General features: G+C 69.4%; 22 protein-coding genes. 11 read left to right on the top strand and 11 right to left on the bottom strand.

The genetic code is table 11. The annotated features are described in order from the left end of the window. Positions 1-1,341 (top strand): FAD-binding oxidoreductase, encoded by a 1,341-nt coding sequence (locus tag KLK06_RS47620; protein WP_214642374.1) that lies wholly within the window; start codon positions 1-3, stop codon positions 1,339-1,341. A 39-nt stretch (positions 1,342-1,380) separates the two neighbouring features. Here the strand turns inward: KLK06_RS47620 and KLK06_RS47625 are convergent, their stop codons facing one another. The 6 genes from KLK06_RS47625 to KLK06_RS47650 all read right to left on the bottom strand — a co-directional run bounded on the left by KLK06_RS47625 (position 1,381) and on the right by KLK06_RS47650 (position 5,453). Beyond that, positions 1,381-1,866, bottom strand: coding sequence for an Ohr family peroxiredoxin (locus tag KLK06_RS47625; RefSeq protein ID WP_214642375.1), 486 nt, complete (start codon positions 1,864-1,866; stop codon positions 1,381-1,383). Between the two features lie 37 nt (positions 1,867-1,903). Beyond that, the gene (locus tag KLK06_RS47630; protein ID WP_214642376.1) at positions 1,904-2,743 is read right to left on the bottom strand and encodes a nuclear transport factor 2 family protein; all 840 of its coding nucleotides are present in this window, start codon (positions 2,741-2,743) and stop codon (positions 1,904-1,906) included. A gap of 137 nt (positions 2,744-2,880) precedes the next feature. After that, positions 2,881-3,927 carry an RNA polymerase sigma-70 factor gene (locus tag KLK06_RS47635; RefSeq protein ID WP_308168766.1) on the bottom strand — a complete coding sequence of 349 codons (1,047 nt, stop codon included), beginning with the start codon at positions 3,925-3,927 and terminating at the stop codon, positions 2,881-2,883. Continuing rightward, positions 3,924-4,157, bottom strand: a complete 234-nt coding sequence (locus KLK06_RS47640; protein ID WP_214642377.1) for a hypothetical protein — start codon at positions 4,155-4,157, stop codon at positions 3,924-3,926. Before KLK06_RS47640 ends, KLK06_RS47635 begins: the two co-directional genes overlap by 4 nt. 87 nt (positions 4,158-4,244) lie before the next feature. Continuing rightward, on the bottom strand, positions 4,245-4,673 hold the full coding sequence (locus KLK06_RS47645; RefSeq protein WP_214642378.1) for a cupin domain-containing protein: 429 nt from the start codon (positions 4,671-4,673) through the stop codon (positions 4,245-4,247). A 24-nt stretch (positions 4,674-4,697) separates the two neighbouring features. Beyond that, positions 4,698-5,453 (bottom strand): SDR family oxidoreductase, encoded by a 756-nt coding sequence (locus tag KLK06_RS47650; RefSeq protein WP_214642379.1) that lies wholly within the window; start codon positions 5,451-5,453, stop codon positions 4,698-4,700. Between the two features lie 230 nt (positions 5,454-5,683). Here KLK06_RS47650 and KLK06_RS47655 point away from each other — a divergent pair, with 230 nt between their 5' ends. The 3 genes from KLK06_RS47655 to KLK06_RS63355 are packed head-to-tail and all read left to right on the top strand — an operon-like array spanning position 5,684 to position 7,010. Beyond that, positions 5,684-5,992: a hypothetical protein gene (locus KLK06_RS47655; protein WP_214642380.1), complete on the top strand. Its 309-nt coding sequence runs from the start codon at positions 5,684-5,686 to the stop codon at positions 5,990-5,992. Continuing rightward, entirely contained in the window at positions 5,980-6,813 is an 834-nt protein-coding gene (locus KLK06_RS47660) for a histidine kinase (RefSeq protein ID WP_214642381.1), read from the top strand. The genes KLK06_RS47655 and KLK06_RS47660 overlap by 13 nt, the downstream gene beginning before the upstream one ends. Further along, positions 6,810-7,010, top strand: coding sequence for an ankyrin repeat domain-containing protein (locus KLK06_RS63355; protein WP_214642382.1), 201 nt, complete (start codon positions 6,810-6,812; stop codon positions 7,008-7,010). Before KLK06_RS47660 ends, KLK06_RS63355 begins: the two co-directional genes overlap by 4 nt. Before the next feature lie 201 nt (positions 7,011-7,211). Here the strand turns inward: KLK06_RS63355 and KLK06_RS61990 are convergent, their stop codons facing one another. Then, entirely contained in the window at positions 7,212-7,712 is a 501-nt protein-coding gene (locus KLK06_RS61990) for an alpha/beta hydrolase (RefSeq protein ID WP_308168767.1), read from the bottom strand. Continuing rightward, on the bottom strand, positions 7,700-8,008 hold the full coding sequence (locus KLK06_RS60795; protein ID WP_250907135.1) for an alpha/beta fold hydrolase: 309 nt from the start codon (positions 8,006-8,008) through the stop codon (positions 7,700-7,702). Before KLK06_RS60795 ends, KLK06_RS61990 begins: the two co-directional genes overlap by 13 nt. Before the next feature lie 164 nt (positions 8,009-8,172). Here KLK06_RS60795 and KLK06_RS47675 point away from each other — a divergent pair, with 164 nt between their 5' ends. Beyond that, entirely contained in the window at positions 8,173-8,757 is a 585-nt protein-coding gene (locus KLK06_RS47675; protein WP_214642383.1) for a Chromate resistance protein ChrB, read from the top strand. Then, positions 8,754-8,921, top strand: coding sequence for a hypothetical protein (locus KLK06_RS47680; protein ID WP_214642384.1), 168 nt, complete (start codon positions 8,754-8,756; stop codon positions 8,919-8,921). Before KLK06_RS47675 ends, KLK06_RS47680 begins: the two co-directional genes overlap by 4 nt. Positions 8,922-9,064: 143 nt before the next feature. Here the strand turns inward: KLK06_RS47680 and KLK06_RS47685 are convergent, their stop codons facing one another. Both KLK06_RS47685 and KLK06_RS47690 read right to left on the bottom strand, forming a co-directional pair. Then, positions 9,065-10,258 carry a cell wall metabolism sensor histidine kinase WalK gene (locus tag KLK06_RS47685; RefSeq protein WP_214642385.1) on the bottom strand — a complete coding sequence of 398 codons (1,194 nt, stop codon included), beginning with the start codon at positions 10,256-10,258 and terminating at the stop codon, positions 9,065-9,067. Between the two features lie 27 nt (positions 10,259-10,285). Beyond that, on the bottom strand, positions 10,286-10,942 hold the full coding sequence (locus KLK06_RS47690; protein WP_214642386.1) for a response regulator transcription factor: 657 nt from the start codon (positions 10,940-10,942) through the stop codon (positions 10,286-10,288). 245 nt (positions 10,943-11,187) lie between these two features. On the opposite strand from KLK06_RS47690, the gene KLK06_RS47695 reads away from it, so the two are divergent. The 5 genes from KLK06_RS47695 to KLK06_RS47715 all read left to right on the top strand — a co-directional run bounded on the left by KLK06_RS47695 (position 11,188) and on the right by KLK06_RS47715 (position 16,698). After that, positions 11,188-12,078, top strand: coding sequence for an ABC transporter ATP-binding protein (locus KLK06_RS47695; protein WP_214642387.1), 891 nt, complete (start codon positions 11,188-11,190; stop codon positions 12,076-12,078). Beyond that, positions 12,075-13,136 carry an ABC transporter permease gene (locus tag KLK06_RS47700; protein WP_214642388.1) on the top strand — a complete coding sequence of 354 codons (1,062 nt, stop codon included), beginning with the start codon at positions 12,075-12,077 and terminating at the stop codon, positions 13,134-13,136. Before KLK06_RS47695 ends, KLK06_RS47700 begins: the two co-directional genes overlap by 4 nt. Beyond that, complete coding sequence (locus tag KLK06_RS47705; protein WP_214642389.1) at positions 13,133-14,566, top strand: S41 family peptidase; 1,434 nt, start codon at positions 13,133-13,135, stop codon at positions 14,564-14,566. The genes KLK06_RS47700 and KLK06_RS47705 overlap by 4 nt, the downstream gene beginning before the upstream one ends. 12 nt (positions 14,567-14,578) lie before the next feature. Then, positions 14,579-15,736, top strand: a complete 1,158-nt coding sequence (locus KLK06_RS47710) for an alpha/beta hydrolase (RefSeq protein ID WP_214642390.1) — start codon at positions 14,579-14,581, stop codon at positions 15,734-15,736. A gap of 599 nt (positions 15,737-16,335) precedes the next feature. Further along, positions 16,336-16,698, top strand: coding sequence for a hypothetical protein (locus KLK06_RS47715; protein WP_214642391.1), 363 nt, complete (start codon positions 16,336-16,338; stop codon positions 16,696-16,698). A gap of 424 nt (positions 16,699-17,122) precedes the next feature. On the opposite strand, the gene KLK06_RS47720 is transcribed toward KLK06_RS47715, so the two are convergent. Beyond that, positions 17,123-18,598: a hypothetical protein gene (locus KLK06_RS47720; protein ID WP_214642392.1), complete on the bottom strand. Its 1,476-nt coding sequence runs from the start codon at positions 18,596-18,598 to the stop codon at positions 17,123-17,125. Between the last annotated feature and the right edge of the window lie 3 nt (positions 18,599-18,601).

Genomic DNA, 18,601 nt, shown 5'->3' on the forward strand with positions numbered 1-18,601 from the left:
ATGAGTTCAGCGCTTGAAACCCTTCGCCGTGACTTCGGCGGCGACATCATCGAACCGGGCGCAGCGGAGTACGAATCGGCCAGCCGCTCGATATTGGCTTCGGGTAGTCCGGCCTATGTTCTGCGGCCCAAGAGCGTCGGAGACGTGCGGGCAGGTGTCAGATTCGCGGCCGGCACAGGGCTTTCGCTGTCCGTACGAGGCGGCGGCCATAGCTTTCCGGGCTTCGGCACCAACGACGGCGGCGTCGTGATCGACCTCAGCAGGCTCGCGAACGTGGAGATCATCAACAAGGACCGTCACCTCGTGCGGATCGGCGGCGGCGCCACCTGGGGTCAGGTCGCGGACGCCCTGGCCCCGCATGGCCTGGCGATCTCCTCGGGCGACACCAAGAGCGTCGGTGTCGGTGGGCTGACGTTGACCGGTGGCATCGGCTGGAAGGTCAGGAAGTACGGCCTGGCCCTGGACAGCCTGGTCGCCGCAGAGGTGGTCACGGCCGACGGGGAGGTCGTGTACGCGAGCGCGGAGGAGAACCCGGAGCTGTTCTGGGCGATTCGCGGTGGCGGCGGCAATTTCGGGATCGTGACCGCTTTCGAGTTCGCGGCACACCCGACGACAGACGTCTTCTACGGCAAGATCGCTTTTCCGGCGGCGGAGGCGGCCACCGTGCTCCAGGGTTGGGCGGACTACCTCCGCACCGCCCCCGAAGAGCTCACCTCCATCGCGAGCTTCGCCAATCCCTTCGCCGGCGGACCCGCGGCGCCGGTCGAGATCCAGGTCACCTTCGACGGCGATGATCCGGAGCTCGCGGCCGAGGCGATCGACCCGATCCGCCGGCTCGGCACGGCGATCGACGACGATGTCGCGCTCAAGCCCTATGTGGACACGCTCGTGGACGGCGCGACCCCGCCGCCGGGCATTCAGCTGGTCACCCGAAGCGCATTCGCCGACAAGGAGTCGGTGTCCGAGGTCCTTCAGATCCTTGTCGAGATCGGGGCATCGGCGGGGTCGCCGTTCATCGCCGTTCGCAGCGTCGGCGGTGCGGTGTCCCGAGTCCCCGACGACGCCACCGCCTACGCGCATCGCCAGGCGGAGCTGATGTTCGTGACCACCATCGCGGGTCCGAAGCCGGTCGTCGAGGCCGCTCGTCCTGCTCTGGAAGCGATCTGGGGGAGACTCGCACCGCACGTCAACGGCGCCTACGCGAACTTCCTCGCTTCTGCCACCGAGCAGGACGTCGCCGCGATCTATCCCACGGAGACCTATGAGCGGCTCGCGGCGGTCAAGCGTCAGTACGATCCCGGAAACCTGTTCGCCGGCAACCATAACGTCCGTCCCCAGTAGGTGATCTACAATGTAAAGGCGGTCGGCCAGGATGCGAGCTCAGCGGGCGAGGCTGATGGTGGCGGGGATACCTTGGCGGGTCATCTTGGCGTAGGGGCACAGCGCGGTCGCCTGGGCGAGCAGCGAGGTGGCCGTGTCACGTTCGACTCCGGGCCAGGTCACGACAAGGTCGGCGCGTAGCTGGTAGCCGCCGTCGGCGGGGTCACGGCCGAAGGCGACGGTTGCCTCCACCGTGATCGGTTCGGGATCGAGGAGGTGCCGGCGGGCCAGCAGGCTGAGGGCGCCGTGGAAGCAGGCGGCGTATCCGGCGGCGAAGAGCTGTTCGGGGTTCGGGCCGGTGGTGTCGCCGCCCAGTTCCTCGGGCATCCGCAGCTCCAGGTCGAGGGCCCCGTCGGCGGAGCGGGCCCGGCCGGTGGCCCGGCCGTGGGCGGAGCTGCCGCCGGTCACGGCGACCCGCGTGATGTAGAGCGGTTTGAACGCGGAGCCGCTGTAGTCGTGCTCCGTGGACAATCTCGGATCGTTCACCGGTACGCCTTTCAGCGGCACGCCAGGGGGACGCCGGTCATGAGCGGTGCCAGCGCCGCAACTTGTCGGGGTTCAGCACGATCCACACCGCGGTGACCTCCGCACCGGCGACGCTCACGCCGACCACCGCCACGGCCTGGCCCGATCGGCGCAGCACCAGACCCGTCCGGCCGTTCACGGACGCGACGGACACCTCGGTGCCGGGCCGGCCGGCCAGCAGGGCCGTGACGAACCGGGCGACCGCGTCCGCGCCGTGGGTCGGGTGGATGGCGGCGCGCAGCTTGCCGCCACCATCGCTCACGACCATCGCGTCCGTGGCCAGGACCGCCCGCAGCGCCGCCGTGTCCCCCGTGTCGCAGGCCGCCGCGAACCGGCGCGCGACCCGGTCGTGTCTGGCCAGCATCGCTTGGTGTGACCCGGCCTGGTGATGTGCCGCCCCGGGCCCGTCACCGGCCCTGCACCTCACCCGGCCGGTGACGGGCCCGGGCCGGCGTGCTGAAGTGCCGGTGACGGGTGCCGCAACCGGTTGCGGTACGTTGACAGGTGCGGGAATCGGGGTGTCAGCGGCGAGCAACTCCAGGCAGATGCCGCCGGCGACCCGCGTCAGCCAGGCGCGCGGCACCGCGATCCCGGCGCGCTCCTCATCGCCGAGGGCGTACCAGCGGCGGTAGGTCTCTTGCACGATCCGGTCAGCCGTGATGTCCGAGCCGAACATCCACAGGGCCACCTCGAGCAGGTGCTGCCGTTCATCGAGCATCTCCGCCAGCGTTCCGGCGCTCACCTCGGTCATCTCCTGCCGCCCTGGTAACTGGGGGAGTACGCCCGCGAGCGACGCGGCTTCTCCTGTCTCCAAGCTGCGGTCAACGGGATCGTCCACACGATGTCCTCTGTTCTGTCGGTGTCAGCAGCTAAGACCAGATAGCCGGTCCCGTTGTGACGCCCCTCACGGCGCTCACGAGACGCGGGCTACGTCGGTCATCGCCTGGCTTGATGCGGTGGACGCCTCCAGCCCGGCTAGCCCCTGTCAGGTGTGTGGCGTCCCCGTGAGCGTGATCGTGTGAACGCGTCGAGTTTGGCCGGATTGACGAGCCACATGAGGTGATGGATGCCCTGCGGCGAAGCCTCGATCGTGAGAAGCGTGACACCGGTGCGGCCCCGGGGGACGAGCACGCCGGCCTGCCCGTTCGCTTCGACCCACGTGAAGTCGGCGCCCGGCCAGAACCGTGGCGCGAACGCGGCGATGAATTTCACCACGCGGGCGCTGCCCACCAGGGGAAACCGCGCTGCCCCCCTGACGCCGCCGCCGTCGGAGGAGCTGACGACGTCCGCGGCGAACAGGCTTTCGAGGGCGGCGACGTTTCCGGTCTGGGCGGCGGTGACGAAGGCCGTCAGGAGGCGTCGGTGTTCGATCTTGTCGATGGGCTCGCGTCGCGCGGCGGACACGTGTTTGCGGGCCCGGCTGACGAGCTGGCGGACGTTGACCGGGCTGAGCTGGAGGATGTCCGCGATCTGCGCGTACGGGTAGACGAAGGCCTCGCGCAGGACATACGCCGCCCTTTCGGTCGGGGTGAGTCTTTCGAGCAGCAGCAGGAAGGCGAGTTCGAGTGCTTCGCCGCGTTCGGCGCCGACCGTGGGGTCGGAGCTGGTATCGACGGGTTCGGGGAGCCAGGGCCCGATGTAGGCTTCGCGGCGCGCTCGGGCGGATTGCGCGACGTTGATGGCCAGGCGGGTGGTGATCTGCGCCAGGAAGGCCGAGGGGTTTTCGACGGTTGAGCGGTCGGTGTTCTGCCAGCGCAACCAGGCTTCTTGCACGATGTCCTCGGCTTCCGCCGCGCTGCCGAGCATCCGATAGGCGATGCCGAACAGGCGCGGGCGCAGCGCGACGAAGGCGGAAGCAGCCTCCTCGAGGGTGTCGACCTGTTCCAGGGATTCTGCACGCATGTTTACCCCCCGCCTGCGCTGTGTTGTTGTCAACTTTTCCACATCGATTCGGCCGGGCGACGCGGGGGCCTGCCGGTCCGTACCCGCACGTCGCCGTTCCAGGCGCTTCGTTCGTGTCACGTCTCGGCTCTCGGCCCGGGCTGGGGGCCGTCCTCCAGCACCTCGACCGCGTCGAGCAGACCCCGCTCGCCGATCTCCTCACGCTCGACGTCCGTCGGGTCGAACAGCCAGTCGGTGATCGGCAGTGCCATCTCCTCCTCCGGATGGCTCGCCACGGCCTGGGTCAGCTCCATCTCGACCTCGGCCTTGAGCTCGTACAGAACGTCGTTCTCGCGGTTCGGAGCGCTCATCTTTCCTCCATGGGTGGCTTGAGCGGATGTCCGGCAGACCGGCCGGACCGCCTTGGGGCGGTCCGGTGACTGGTACGGCCGCCGCGCTCAGGACGGGCGCGGGGCGCGGCGGTCCTGGCGCCGGGCGAGCTCTTCCTCGTCGACCAGGGTGAGCATCGGCTTGCCCGGTTCGCACAGCATCGTGACGAGGAACCGGACCGGGACGTCGTCGCGGTTGTTGCCGTCCTGGTAGTGGATGACGTCGCCGCCCGCCTCCCAGAACGTCTCCCCGGCGCGTACGACGCGCTCCGGCTCGCCTTCCAGTTCGAAGAGCATCTCGCCGTCCAGCACGTAGCCGAACGCCGGGCCGGAGTGGCGGTGCGGCGGGGCACCGGGGTCGCCGGCCGGGTACTCGACCATCACGGTCATCGCGTGCGCGCCCTGCGGGATGAACGGCGGTTCGACCTCCTGCAGCATGGTCAGCGCGGTCTGCCACGTCGGCTTGGGTTCAGTGGCTGTCGGGTGGCTGTCGGACATGGGAATCACCTCCGTGCGGACGGGCTACTTCTTGGTGGCGTTCCGGCCGGGCCAGTCGCGATAGCGGATCTGGCCGAGGGTGGCGCCGTCATCCGGCACCAGCGACCGCTCGAGCAGTTCGGCTCCGAAGTAGTGCGCGTGCGGGTCGGTGACCACCTCGCGCGGATCGCCCCAGGAGGCCAGCACCTCACGGAAGAACTCGTCCATCCGGAACTGCTCGGGCCCGCCGACCTCGACCCTGCCGTTCAGCGGCGTCCCCACCGCGACCCTGCCGACCGCCTGCGCGACATCGTCGCCCGCCATGGGCTGGAAGAGGACGGGCGGCATCCGCACCTGGTCGCCGTCCGTGGCCTCGTCGGCGATGCTCCGGACGAACTCGAAGAACTGGGTGGCGTGCACGAGCGAGAACGGGATCGACGATTTCTCGATCAGCTGCTCCTGGGCGATCTTCGCCCGGAAGTAGGCGTTCCCGGGCGGACGTTCCGTTCCCACCACCGACAGGGCGACGTGGTGTCCGACGCCGGCCTTGGCCTCCGCGTCGAGCAGGTTGCGAGTGGAAGTCTCGAAGAACTCCAGGACGGCGGCCTCCTCGAACGACGGGGAGTTCGACACGTCGATCACCACCTGCGCGCCAGCCAGCACCTCGGCCAGCCCTTCGCCGGTGAGCGTGTTGACGCCGGTATTCGGCGACGCCGCCACCGCCTCGTGACCGTGCTCGCCCAGCTTCTTCACGAGCTTGGACCCGATCAGGCCAGTTCCGCCGATTACCACGATCTTCATGGGAGATCCTTTCCGTCCGCCGGGGCAGTTGCTGCCAACCGGTCGCCAGCTAAGACCGGGCAGCCTCCGGGCTTGTGACAGCCGGCCGCTAAATTTTTTCCAGGAGCAGGACCTACCGGAGCACGCTTCGAGCGCAGGCCCGCCGAGCGGTTCATCGCCACGGTGACAAATCTCGCCCGGGGGGCGGAGGGGGTCTCGCGACGCACCTGCACACGTAACCAGGCGCTCTCGTGCTCGCGAAGGACCGTGGTTGTCGGGCTTCAGGTCGTGGTCGCGACGGGCGGACTCGACGTTGTTCTGGCAAGATTGCGGGGACGGCCTGCAATGCGGCCGGATCACCTGCCTGCCGATTGGGCCGCCCCGAAGGGAAACAGATCACGCTGGGGCTCGCCAAACTGTCAGCTCAGGATGCGGCCACCAGGAAGGGCACGCTGGTGTTCAATCTGGGCAGCCCCGCCCAGCAGATCTTGGTGCTGCGCCAGGCCAAGATCACCTTCGCCGACCTGCGGTCCGGCATCAACGTGATATGCGCTCCCTGAGGGAGGCCCTGCTCACTGTCGCCACCGCGACCGTCGTGGCGCTCCTGACCGCGCTGGGGCGGCGCGTCCCGGTCGACGTGCCTCTCCTGGCCGTCTTCAGCGTCGGTGTCAGCCTTTCTCTGCTGGTACGACGCGCGCTGCCCTTGACCGCCGCGGCCACCTCTGCGGTGGTGGGGCTGGCCGGGCTGGCGCAGCTGGACCGTTGGGAGGGGATGTTGGTCGCGATGGCGCTGTTCTGCACGGCGGTCTATCATCGGCCGCGGCACCCTGGCCTGGTGCTGGCGCTCTCCACCTGCTGGGCGGTGGGCACGTGGCTGGTGATCGGAGCCGCGTCGGCGCTCACCAGCATGTTGATCATGGGGCTGGCCCCGGTGGCCACCGGATACGCGCTGCGGCTGCACCGCGACCGGGCCGGCCAGACGCTCCGGTTGCAGCGGGCAGAGGCGGAGCGCGTGCTGGCCGAGGAGCGCACCTGGCTGGCCGGGAACGTGCACGACAGCGTCGGCCACCACCTGACCGCGATCCGGCTGCGGGCCGCGGCGGCCCGGCGAACACGCGGCGCTGGAGCTGGCGCTGCTCGGCGGGCATACAGACATTGCGCGGCTCCTGACCGACGCGGGCGCCTCCAGCACGCTATCCGTGCTGGACGCCGCGGAAGCGGCGATCATGCGAGGAGATCGCAAGCAGCTCGAACGCCTGATGAGCGGCGACCGCGCACTGGTTCGGCGCCTGCTGACAAAACGGCGGGACCTGCTCATCAAGGCCGCGGAGTACGGCCAAGTGCCGGCCGTACCTGGCCTGCGCGCTGGGCTTCGACGTGAACGCACGCCTCCCTTCGACGGCGTTGCACAAGGCGGCGCGGGCAGGCAACCTGCCGATGGTGCGAGCGCTTTCGCAACTGGGAGCTGACCGGTCACTACGGGAGTCCGATTACCGCGCCACCCCGCTGGAGTGGGCACAGTTCGCCGGCCAGGCCGAGGTGGCGGAGCTCTTGACCCAATACCGGCCGGCTCACTAACGAGCCAACGACGGTGAGCGCAGGGCTCCTTGTCTGCGGAGGCTCACGGCACCTCATAACCAACACCAGCAACGCTTCCACGCATCCGCTACTGGCAGAGACCGTTAATTGAGTGGTCTGTGTTCGCTTGTGCGGGCAGATCGGTGGTCACTTTGTGTGGTCACCGGCGGCGTAGCGGCACTTGTATGACGAGGTCAGCGGCTAGGTGTCGGCCGTGTCGGCTAGCGCGCGGATGGCGCCGGTGACGGAAGGCCAGAGGGGCCGGGGCAGGTCGTTACCCATGCCAGGGAGAGTGATCAGCTTGGCGCCGGGGATGGTCGCGGCGGTGGCGCGGCCGCCGGCGAGAGTGACGAGGGGGTCTGCCTGGCCGTGTAGGACGAGCGTGGGCAGGCCCACGGTGGCCAGAGCGGTGCGGCGGTCGCCGGAGGCGAGGATGGCCGCGTTGTGGCGGCGTGCTCCGGCCGGATCCAGGCCGCCGCGCTGGTGGATGAGGCGGGCGAGCTCGCCGTACCACGCCTCGTCCAGGGAGTGGCCGGGCGAGGCGTAGACGCGGGCGGCGCCGGTCAGCCGGGCCGCCAGAGCTTTGACCGGGTCCAAGCTGGGCGCCGTACGGCGGGTGCGGATCAGCCGCAGGGTCGTGCCCAGGCTTGCGCGCCCGATGCGCGGGCTGGGCGTGCCGCTGATGCTGGTCAGCGTTCGCACGCGAGCCGGGTGCCTGAGGCTATCGTCTGGGCGATCATCGCGCCGAGCGAATGGCCGACCACGTGCGCGGCCGGCCAGCCGAGGGCGTCCAGCACCGACACCGCGTCGTCGGTCATGTCCTCCAGCCGGTACGGGGCAGCCGCGGCGGGCCGCAGCAGCATCGCGGCCAGGCCGGGAGCGCCGGCCGCTTCCAGGTGGGTGGAGGTGCCGGTGTCGCGGTTGTCAAAGCGGGCCACCGTGAAGTGGTGCGTGACCAGTGCGGCGCAGAAGTCGTCAGGCCAGTAGACGAGCGGCATGCCGGTGCCGGCGATGAGCAGCAGCGGGTCGGCGTCCGGCGGCCGCTCACCTGATAGGCGAGTTCCACCGCGCCGTTATGGGCGACGCCTGGGCGCACCCCGATCACCTCCCACTGAGACGAGACTCCCGTTGCGTTGCTATGTTACGGATGTAACATAGGTGCGTGACGGTCAATACGGAAGAGCGGGGCTGGCTGCTGATCAGCGTGTCCACCGCCGGCGCGGCGCCGACCCTGCGCGTGCAGGTGTGGCGCAAGCTGCGCTCGCTGGGTGCGCTGTATCTGCAGCAGTCGGTGTGCCTGCTGCCCGAGCGCGAGCAGACCGTGCGGCAGATGCGCCGGCTGCTGGATCGGGTGCACCAGCAGGGCGGCACCGGCCGGATGCTCCACCTGACACTCACCGATGAGTCCGAGCAGCGGCAGATCATCGGCGAGTTCAACGCCGCCCGCGACGCTGAATACGCCGAGGTGCTGGAACGGCTGCCCGCTTTCCGGCAGGAGTTGGCGGCCGAGCGGGCTCGCGGTCGTGCCACCTATGCCGAGGTCGAGGAGTCCGAGGCCGACCTGGAACGGTTCCGTTCCTGGATGGCCAAGATCGCCGCCCGGGACTACTTCACCGCCCCGGGCGGAGCCGCTGCGCGGGCCGCGGTCGAGGACGCGACTGCCGATTTGGCTGCTTTCGAGCAGGCCGCGCTGGCTACCGAAGGTCCCGTGGAGGTTTCGGGGGAACGGGAAGGCGGCCGACGGTGACCGGGGTGTGGGGATGGGATCTGCTGATCGGGTTCGCCGTCGCGCTGCTGGTCGCCTGGCTGGCGCTGATCGCGATCGGGGAAAGACGGCGCCGCACCGCGCACAACTGTCTCGCGGTCGCCAACGCCCCGGGGGACGTCCACAACCCTAGGAATCGCCGATAGAGAGCCCGCCCAGCAAACAGATAGAAGCCGGCCAGAAGCCCACCAAAGTTTCCCGCCCCAAGGGCCACTGACCGCCCTGGCGCCGATGAACGCTACTTCCTACGCTTCCAGCCTCCGTGAGGAAGCGTGGCCGCCATTTCTCTTCAGGAAATGGCCCTTTCCTGAAGAGAATCGGTGTCCTGCGATCTCGCGTCCTTCGTCACCGGGTTCTGCGGGAAGTCGACGGTGATGTCGAGGCCGCCGCCGGTCCGGGCGGCGACCGCGATCCGTCCCCGGTGAGCGAGGGCGACCGCGCGCACGATCGACAGCCCCAGCCCCAGCCCGTCGGTACGGACGCGGGTGCCCTGCCCGTGCACGAACGGTTCCAGCAGCGTCTCCGCCTCGCCGGGCAGGACCGGGCGGCCGGTGTTGGAGATCCGCAGGATGGCGCGCCCGCCCGCCGTACCCGTGCCGACGACCAGCCGCCCGCCCGCCACGTTGTAGCGGACCGCGTTGTCGACCAGGTTGCCGATCATCCGTTCCAGCAGGACCGGTTCGCCGCTGACGGGTGCGGGCCGGAGCTCGCATCGTACGGCGACGTCGGCGGCTGCCGCCCGCGCCCCGGCGGCGTCGAGGGCGGCGGCCGCGACGGCGGCCAGGTCGACTGGCTCCCGCGCCGCGAGCCCGGCCTGACTGCGCGCCAGCAGCAGCAGCCCGTCCAGGACGCGCTGCATGTGCTCGACGGCGCCGCGCACGTCGCCGGCCATCGCGAGCAGCTCGGCAGGGCTGGGCTTTCCGTCCAGGGTGACGTCGATCGCCGTGCGTGCGGTGGTCAGCGGCGTACGCAGCTCGTGGGCGGCGTTGGCGGTGAACAGCCGCTGGCTGTCCAGGATCCGGTCCCGCTCGGCGACGCCGCGCTGGATGCGGTCCAGCATCCCGTTCACTGTGCCTGCCAAAGCGGACAGTTCGTCGGCGGGAGCGGTGACCGGCACCCGCTCGGTGAGGTTCTCGGCCGACAGGCGCCGGGCGGTGGACGAGATGACGCGGATCGGCCGCAGCACCCGGCCAGCCACCAACCAGCCCAGTACGGCGGCCAGGGCGGTCACCACGATGAGCGCCAGAACGGCCTGGGGCAGCAGCGCGGACAGAGTGGCGGTCTGCACCCGATCGGCGAAAACTTGCAGGTCCACGGCTGTCGGCATCGGCGGGGGAGTGCCCGATGGGTCAGTGTCGCTCCGGTCCAGGTGGGTGAAGAAGGTGCTGCGGCGCATCAGCAGGTAGGTTAGCCCGGTCAGCGCGGCGCCGGCGGCCAGCACCAGGGCGGTCTGCAGCAGAGTGAGCCGGGCCCGGGCAGTCAACCCGGCCCTCCTGAGTCGGGCCACGCCTCACCCTCCAATTCGGTAGCCGGCGCCGGTGACGGTCTCGATCAGCGGCGGGTCGCCGAGCTTGCGGCGCAGCGTGCCGACGGTGATCCGGACCGCGTTGGTAAACGGGTCCACGTACTCGTCCCACACCTTGTCCAGCAGGGTTTCCGCGCTGACCACATCACCGTCGGCGGCGACCAGCTGCTCAAGCACGCCGAACTCCTTGGGTGTCAGACGCAGCAATCGCCCGTCCCGCTCGGCGCTCCGCCGGGCCGGATCCAGGGACACGCCGGCGGCGCGCAGCACCGGCGGGCGGGCCGGTGCGCTGCGCCGCACCAGGGCGTGCACCCTGGCGACCAGCTCGGAGAACGCGAACGGCTTGCCCAGGTAGTCGTCCGCGCCCAGCATCAGCCCGCCCACCCGGTCCTCCACGGCGTTGGACGCGGTCAGCATCAGCACCCGCGACACCCCCCGCTGGACGAGCCTGCGGCACACCGCGTCGCCGTGCACGATGGGCAGGTCCCGGTCCAGGACCACCACCTCGTACGGCGTGAGCTCGCACTTGTCCAGCGCGGTCTGTCCGTCGAGGGCGACGTCGACGGTGAAGCCGTGCTTGCGCAGCCCGGCCTCGATGTACCCGGCCAGAGGCTGCTCGTCTTCGACCAAGAGCACACGCATCCGAGCAGTATCGCAACACCCACCTATGGAACACATATGGTCCGCCGATCGCCTGCCGATATGCGCCGGCCGGTAAATGTGATCCCTGGCAAGGCCCGCCGGGCCGGCCTCGACGACGAAAGCATCGAGGCCCTGTTCATGACCACCTTTTCGAACCACCACTCAGGAGGACATAGCGTGACCGAGCGAAGCGAGGGCACCAATAAGCACAGCACTCAAGTCATGAAAGCTCCGAAGGAGCTCTCATGACTTCTGCCCTGCAGGCCCAGGCACTGGGCAAGAAATACGGCAAGCGCTGGGCGCTGCGCGAGTGCACCATCGACATCCCGGCGGGCCACGTCGTCGGACTGGTGGGACCCAACGGAGCCGGCAAGACCACGCTGCTGAAGCTGGCCGGCGGCCAGCTCCAACCGACGGCGGGTGATATCACCGTGCTCGGCGGCCGGCCAGGAAGCACGCCCGCGCAGCTGGCCAAGGTCGGGTTCGTCGCCCAGGACACCCCCGTCTACGCGGGACTGACCGTCGCCGAACACCTGCGGCTGGGGGCACGGCTCAACCCCCGCTGGGACGCCACCATGGCGCGGGAGCGCATCGCGCAACTCGGCCTCGATTCCACCCGCCGGGCGGGCAAGCTGTCGGGCGGCCAGCGCGCCCAGCTCGCCCTCACCCTGGGCCTGGCCAAACGGCCCGAGCTGCTGATCCTGGACGAGCCGGTCGCCTCGCTCGACCCGCTGGCCCGCCACGAGTTCATGCAGGGGCTGATAGAGGCCACCGTCGAGCACCAGTTCAGCGTGGTGCTCTCCTCCCACCTGGTCTCCGACCTGGAAAGGACGTGCGATTACCTGATCGTGCTCGTCGAATCGCGCGTGCAGGTGGCCGGGGAGGTCGACGAGCTGCTGGCCACCCATCACCGGCTCACCGGCCCGCGCCGCGATCTCGACCGGCTCCCCGCCGACCAGCAGGTGATCTCCGCGCGCCACACCGAGCAGCAGAGCACATTCGTGGTCCGTACCGACGCCCCGATCCACGACCCCGCCTGGACGGTCACCGAGCTCAGCCTGGAGGACCTCGTCCTGGCCTACATGGACAAGCAGACCGCCGACAACCGGCGAGCCGCGCTGGAGGTGCAGCGATGATCTGGCTGACCTGGCGCCAGTTCCGCGGCTCGGCCGCGATGATGGCCGCCGTACTGATCGTTCTCGCCGTCGCTCTGGCCGCGACCGGCCCGGGACTGGTCTCCGCCTACTCCGCGGGAATCGCCGATTGCACCAAGGACAACACCTGCGATCACTTCTACAACGTCTTCTTCAACGAGTACAACCTCCCGTTCATGGCCCTGACCCTCGCCGTGCTGATCCTGCCCGCTGTCGTCGGGATCTTCTGGGGCGCACCGTTGATCACCCGCGAGCTGGAGGCGGGCACGTACCTGCTGGTGTGGAACCAGAGCATCACCCGCGGCCGCTGGCTGACGGTCAAGCTCGGGCTCACCGGCCTGGTTGCCATGGCCGTTGCCGGCCTGTGCGGCCTCATGGTGACCTGGTGGTCCGACCCCCTGGACGAGTCGGCCACCGAGAGCATGGCCCTGATGGCTCCCCTGGTGTTCAGCGCCCGCGGCATCGCCCCGATGGGGTACGCGGCCTTCGCCTTCGTTCTCGGCGTGACCGTGGGTATGGTGGTGCGCCGCACGCTGCCCGCCATGGCCCTCACGCTGGCCGCGTTCGCCGCGATCCAGCTCGCCTTGCCGGCGACGGCCCGTCCCCATCTGATGGCCCCGGTGACCGCGACCTTCCAGCTCGGCAGGGCGAACATAGACAGCCTCAACATCGACCGGGAGGGAGGCGGGGCCCCACGGCTGTTCCTGAGGGAGGCCGTTCCCGGCCACCCGGGTTCCTGGGTCCTGACCAACGAACTGCTCGACCCATCCGGACGCGTGATCTCCGGCGGCAGCAGCGGCACCGGAGCCCTCATCAATAATGTCTCCTCGACATCGGGACCCTGCAAACCGTCGAGTGCGGCGGGCGGCGAGGACGGCTGCCTGGGCGAGATCAACCGCCTCGGCTACCGGCAGCAGGTGACCTACCAGCCCCTTGAGCGCTTCTGGCTGTTCCAGTGGATCGAAACTGGGATCTACGCCCTGCTCACCGTCGGCATGACGTGGTTGTCGTTCTGGTGGATCCGGAGGCGCCTGTCATGACCGCCATCAGGACCGCCATCAGGACCGCGACCGCCGGCCTCGCCCTCCTGCTGGCCGCGGCCTGTACGGCGCCGACGGCGCCGCGCAGCCAGGCGAGTTCAGCAGCCAGTACGGTCTGCGCAAAGCCTTATGGCCGCCTCCCGGCGCAGACGCCCACCACGATCGACGTCATCGAGCAGGCGTACTTCTGCATCCTCGGCAACTACTACAGCGGCGCCACCATGGACGCCCGCTCGCTGCTGACCGCCGGGTTCATCGCGTTGACGCGGGAACTCAACCTCAGCGGGCGTGATGTCGCCGAGGCGACCATGTCGGCGTTGACCGGTGACCGGGAAGACGACTGGACCGCTTTCGAGGCCGTCTATCGGAAGGTCACCGCTCAGGTCCCCGACCTGAGCGACAAGCTGGCCGTCGTCACCCTGGAGGCCATCGTGGCCAGCCTCGGTGACAATCACGCCAGCTGGGCGCACGGCGGCGCAGGGGCGCCCCCCGGCTACTATGACGGCGACGGTTACGGCCTGGGTCTTCAGGCGAGCGTCTACGGAGCTCAGGTGAACGGCAACCCCGGCGCCGCGCTTCCCCCGTTGTTCGTCACCACCGTGGAGGGCGGCGCGGCGCAGGCCGCCGGAGTGCGTCCGGGCGACATCATCGAATCGATCGACGGATCGGCGCCCTTCATCGACGGGAAGCCCACCCCCGCGATCGCCGCCCTCTACCCGCAGTACCCGCAGGTCGGCCCGGTCAAGCTGCGGCTTTTGCGGCAGAGCACCGGCCGCCGCTGGAGCGTGACGCTCAAGCCCGGCGTTTACGAGCGGGATCTGGCCGCCCTGCAAGGGGTGACGTCGAAGCTGCTGGACGGCGGCATCGCCTATGTGCGGGTGCGCGGGTTCGCTCCCGACGCCGCGGACAGGGTGTTCAAGGCGATCTCCCGGCTGCGCGTCGGCCGGACGCTCACCGGCATCGTGCTGGACCTGCGGGGCAACGGCGGCGGCAGCCCCAAAGAGGCGATCCGGCTGCTGAGCGCTTTCGTCCATGGCAAGAACACCGCCTACCTGTGCACTGTGGACGCCAAGTGCGAAGCCTTGCGGACCGACGACACCGTCGAACTGCTCGACCTGCCGCTTGCAGTGCTCACCGACCGCAGTTGCGCCTCGGCGTGTGAGCACTTCAGCTCCGCGGTCAAGGACCTGGGCGTCGGCAAGCTGGTCGGCGCCAGGACCGCCGGTGCCATCTCCGGCCCCTCGGAGCCGTTCAAGCTCACCAACAACACCATGCTGGCCTTCCCCACCAGGCACCACCTGGGGCCGAACCGCGAGACGCTCGACCGGATCGGCGTGCCGCCCGACCACTACGTGCCCCTGACCCCGAAGGACGCGGCCGCCGGGCGCGACCCCGCCCTGGCCAAGGCGCTGACCCTGCTGCACAAGTGAATGGACCGCTTGATGAGACACCTCCTGGCAGTCGCCGCGGGACTGGTCGTCCTGGCCGCGTCCGCCTGCTCCGCGCCCACGCCGCCCCGGTCGGCTACCAGCCCGTCGCCCACGCCCACCGGTCCGGCCGTCCTGCCCGCGCCTACCGGCGATCATCCGGTCGGCACCACCATCCTGCATGTGAACGACACTTCCCGCCCCGATCCCTGGAACCTCGACGTCCAAACCAGGGAGCTCAAGGTCACCCTGTGGTATCCGACCGAGCAGAAGGACGGGCAGAAGGCGCCGTACATGACGCCGAAGGAGTCGGAGCTCTTCCTGAAGGGCTCCAAGGTCGCGGGTGTGCCGTCTGACACGCTGAGCAAGACGCGGACGAACGCCATCAAGGACGCCGAACCCGCGGGGGAGAAGCTTCCGCTGGTGGTGCTCTCTCCCGGCTTCACCAAGCCGTTGAGCTCACTCACGTCCCTGGCCGAGGACCTGGCCAGCCGGGGGTACGTGGTGGCCGGGATCGACCACACCTACGAGAGCTACGTCACGACCTTGTCCGATGGGCGGGTCGCCGAGTGCATCGCGTGCGACAGCGACACCGACCCTGGCTTCGGCCCGAGGGTGGTCCAGGGCCGGGCGGCCGACGTCTCCTTCGTGCTCGACCAGCTGCCGGCGAAGTGGGATGCTTCCGGCCTGATCGACAGGTCCAGGATCGCGATGGTCGGCCAGTCGATCGGCGGGGCCGGCGCCATGGCGGCCATGGTGAAGGACTCCCGCGTACGCGCCGGGATCGACATCGACGGCAGCACCTACACCCGGATCCCCAAAAGCGGATTCTCCCGGCCGTTCATGTTCATCGGTTCGGAGCAGCACGTCCCCGGCGGCAACGACTCTTCGTGGGACCGTGACTGGAAGCTACTGACCGGATGGAAGCGCTGGATCGCGGTGACGCACACAGACCACCAGGCGTTCACCGACATTCCGCTGTTCGGACCCTCCCTCGGCATCAAGCCCGTCTACGGCTTCCTGCCCGCGAAGCGCAGCGCCGAGATCGCCCGCACCTACGTGGCAGCCTTCCTCGACCAGCACCTGAAGGCGCAGCGGCAGCCACTCCTGGACAAGCCGTCAACGCAGTACCCGGAGGTCAAGCTCTGCCCGGAAAATTGCGGCAAATCATGATGCCCGACACGCTCCCCGAAGCCACCGGGCGATGTTGACCACAGCTTGCCCAGGCTCAGAAGACGCGAAAAGACAGCGACACCGCGCGCCGACCGCCCTGAAAGGAACTGCTCGGGCAGGAAGCTCCAAGGCCCACCGGCCGACACCCCGGAGCGGTTCAACACGACCACGGGCCAGACTGTCTTCTCCAACGAGGACCGCAGCCGGCTCGGCTCGGCGCATGACCCACCTCAACCAGCAGCACCTCGAGCGCAACCCGATCATGGGCGGACCGGCGGCTTTTCCGCCCTGTGCACCCAACTGGCTGCTGCCGGTGTAAAGACCGAGGTCCGCCGTACCGGCGGATCGCTGGTGCCGGCCGGACATCGCTACGCAGCGGTCTGGCGCTGGACCAAGCAGGTGCACGCCGCGACCGGCGGCACGGTCTTCGCCACCGGCTACGTGCGCGGATCCGTCCCGTGCGTGCCCAACTGGGCCACCGAACCCGTGTCGTACCGCAACACGGGCCTCATCGGCAGCAACTGCGACAGCACTCCCGTACCCGAAAAGCGAACAACCCTACCCGGTAGCCACAGCGACCGGACGACAACGCACACACGATGGAGATCAACATGGAAAACGCCCCCAGTCAGAAGCGCTCGCACAGGAGCCTCGCGCTGGCCGTCGCGCTGGCCGCCATCGCATTGGCCGGCGCGGCCTGCGGAAGCAGCCAGGAATCCGGCAAGTCCGAGGTGTCCTTGGTGCCAAAGGGCAATGCGACGGCGGACTGGCCCCAGGCGGACAAACTCAAGTACGCCGCGTGCATGCGCAGCAACGGCGTGCCGTCGTTCCCCGACCCCGACGCAAGCGGCGCTTTCACACTCGACGGCAAAGACGCCAACGAACCGCAGTTCAAGAAGGCCGAGGAGGCCTGCAAGCAGCACCGGCCGCAGGGCACCCCGAGCAAGACCGACGGCAGTTGAGCGTGATCCGCCGGACGGACACACTGGCGGCCGAAGGCGTCTGGGAACCGATGTCTCGCGATTGACCGACCGGTCGCGTTCTCCATGCCTGGATGGGCTGGCGAACAGCACCCGCGACTGGAACGGACCGTCGTCGCGTCCGGGGTGCCGTGGACCTTGTACGGCCCGGCACCTCGGTAAGTGCCACAGCAGCGGACCTCCCCTTCTCAGCCCCGGGGGGTCATGCTCTCGCGGCTCAACGCCATGACCCGCCGACAACGGTGGTTGTTGAGCTTCTTGGCCCGGGTGTGTCGGGGCCCGGCGATGGCACGCGGCGGGACGACCGAAAGCCCAGCCGGGCTGGCCCCGCCTTCAGCTCAATGCCCTTACTGGCAGAGACCGTTGATCGAGTGATCTGTATCCGTCTGTGCGGGAAGATCCGTGGTCACTTTGTGTGGTCGCCGGCGGCGTAACGGCTCCAAGGGCTTCCGGCAGCCGCGGCGTGGCGCGTGGTGGCTTGGGGGGTGTAGCCGAGCATCTCGGCAACGACTGGAGCTGGGGCTTGGAGCACGAGTTGGCGCAGGGCGGCTTCCCGGGCGGCGCCGCTGGAGAAGCCGAGCAACCGGAGTTGCTCTCGAATGGTGGCTGCGTTAAGGGGTTCTCGGGCGTTCTGACCGGGGAAGAGCCAGCGGGCGTCGGGGTTGGCTGCGGTGTTCATGTTCGTCCGGGCCTCGGCGAGCTGGAGGAGCAGGGTGGCGAAGGGCTCGGGAACTGGGCTGGGCGGGTTGTCGAGTCGGAGCCGCACTTCGGTGTCGGTGATGCTGATGTCGTCGAGGGTCAGGCGCATGATGCGGGTGATGGGCTGGGCATAGAGGAGTACCAGGCATGCGGTGACCCGGACACGTGGCGGAATCTGATCATCGGTGGCGGCCCGGCGGATCAGCTCCAGGCGGCGGCGCTGGCTCAACGGCGCAGAGTTGCCGTGCGGCGGGACGGGCAGGTCGAGACGGCGCATGTGGCGGTTGGCCATGGCCCAGGTCAGGAAGGCTTTCAGAGCGGCGCGGTGGGATTTGGGATGGGTGGCGTGCCAGGAGTCCAGGTCAGCCTGCCCGCACTGTCGTAGATCAAGGTCATGCTCGTCGAGCCAGGTCAGGAAGGCTTGGGCGTGGGTGAACTGTTCGCCGGCGGACTGGCGGGCGCTGGCGGTGAGGGGCTGGCGGGCGGCGCGAGCGCGCAGGGTGGGCAGGAGGTGCCAGGTGGCGAAGCGGCGCAGGAGCGGCTCGTGTGCGTGGCCGTCGAGCTCTGCGAGGCGGTGGGTGAGCCAGGTCTCGGTGTGCAGGAGCTGCTTGTCGGTGGCCGGGAGCACGCCGCAGGCCATCAGCAGATCGCGCAGATAGGCGACGGTTCGCCAGCCGGGAAGCTGGTGAAGCGCCTGGTGAGTCAGGGGGATGCGACCGCGGGCCAGGCCAGTGAGAAGGTCCTGGACGTGGGCGGTGCGCAGCCACATCCATCCCTTCCAGGGGTCGGGCATCGCGATGAGCGCCTCGGCCAGCGGGGCGAGCGCGGGATTGATCCGGCCGGTGCCGTCGTCGAGCGTGGCCGTGACCTTGTCGGCCAGGGTGCAGCGCTCGCAGAGTCGGCCGGTGTGCAGGCGGCCCTCGAACCCGCAGCGGTCGCAGAAGAAGTTGCGAGTGATGCCCGCGCAGTCGCGGCAGATCGGAGTGCCGTCTGGGCGGCGGCCGGGCAGGAGCCGGTCGGTGCCGCAGCCGGGGCAACGGCCTCGGGTGCGGGTGGCCTTGTCCAGGCAGGTGCGGCACATCGGCCCGTCGGACCAGTTCGCGGCCTTGCCGGCGTGGCGGCCGCAGCGGGCGCAGTCCCGCAGGTACCAGCGCTCGTACTGCTCGGCGCTGGGAGAGCGCACGCG

It is taken from the genome of Nonomuraea sp. NEAU-A123 (assembly GCF_018603905.1).
GTDB lineage: Bacteria > Actinomycetota > Actinomycetes > Streptosporangiales > Streptosporangiaceae > Nonomuraea.

Excerpts from the sequence above, each read along its gene's own strand:
- KLK06_RS47640 (WP_214642377.1), bottom strand. The coding sequence starts at position 4,157 with ATGAGCGCTCCGAACCGCGAGAACGACGTTCTGTACGAGCTCAAGGCC.
- KLK06_RS47650 (WP_214642379.1), bottom strand. The coding sequence starts at position 5,453 with ATGAAGATCGTGGTAATCGGCGGAACTGGCCTGATCGGGTCCAAGCTC.
- KLK06_RS47660 (WP_214642381.1), top strand. The coding sequence starts at position 5,980 with ATGCGCTCCCTGAGGGAGGCCCTGCTCACTGTCGCCACCGCGACCGTC.
- KLK06_RS47645 (WP_214642378.1), bottom strand. The coding sequence starts at position 4,673 with ATGTCCGACAGCCACCCGACAGCCACTGAACCCAAGCCGACGTGGCAG.
- KLK06_RS47715 (WP_214642391.1), top strand. The coding sequence starts at position 16,336 with ATGGAGATCAACATGGAAAACGCCCCCAGTCAGAAGCGCTCGCACAGG.
- KLK06_RS47705 (WP_214642389.1), top strand. The coding sequence starts at position 13,133 with ATGACCGCCATCAGGACCGCCATCAGGACCGCGACCGCCGGCCTCGCC.
- KLK06_RS60795 (WP_250907135.1), bottom strand. The coding sequence starts at position 8,008 with ATGCCGCTCGTCTACTGGCCTGACGACTTCTGCGCCGCACTGGTCACG.
- KLK06_RS47710 (WP_214642390.1), top strand. The coding sequence starts at position 14,579 with ATGAGACACCTCCTGGCAGTCGCCGCGGGACTGGTCGTCCTGGCCGCG.
- KLK06_RS47700 (WP_214642388.1), top strand. The coding sequence starts at position 12,075 with ATGATCTGGCTGACCTGGCGCCAGTTCCGCGGCTCGGCCGCGATGATG.
- KLK06_RS47690 (WP_214642386.1), bottom strand. The coding sequence starts at position 10,942 with ATGCGTGTGCTCTTGGTCGAAGACGAGCAGCCTCTGGCCGGGTACATC.
- KLK06_RS47695 (WP_214642387.1), top strand. The coding sequence starts at position 11,188 with ATGACTTCTGCCCTGCAGGCCCAGGCACTGGGCAAGAAATACGGCAAG.
- KLK06_RS47620 (WP_214642374.1), top strand. The coding sequence starts at position 1 with ATGAGTTCAGCGCTTGAAACCCTTCGCCGTGACTTCGGCGGCGACATC.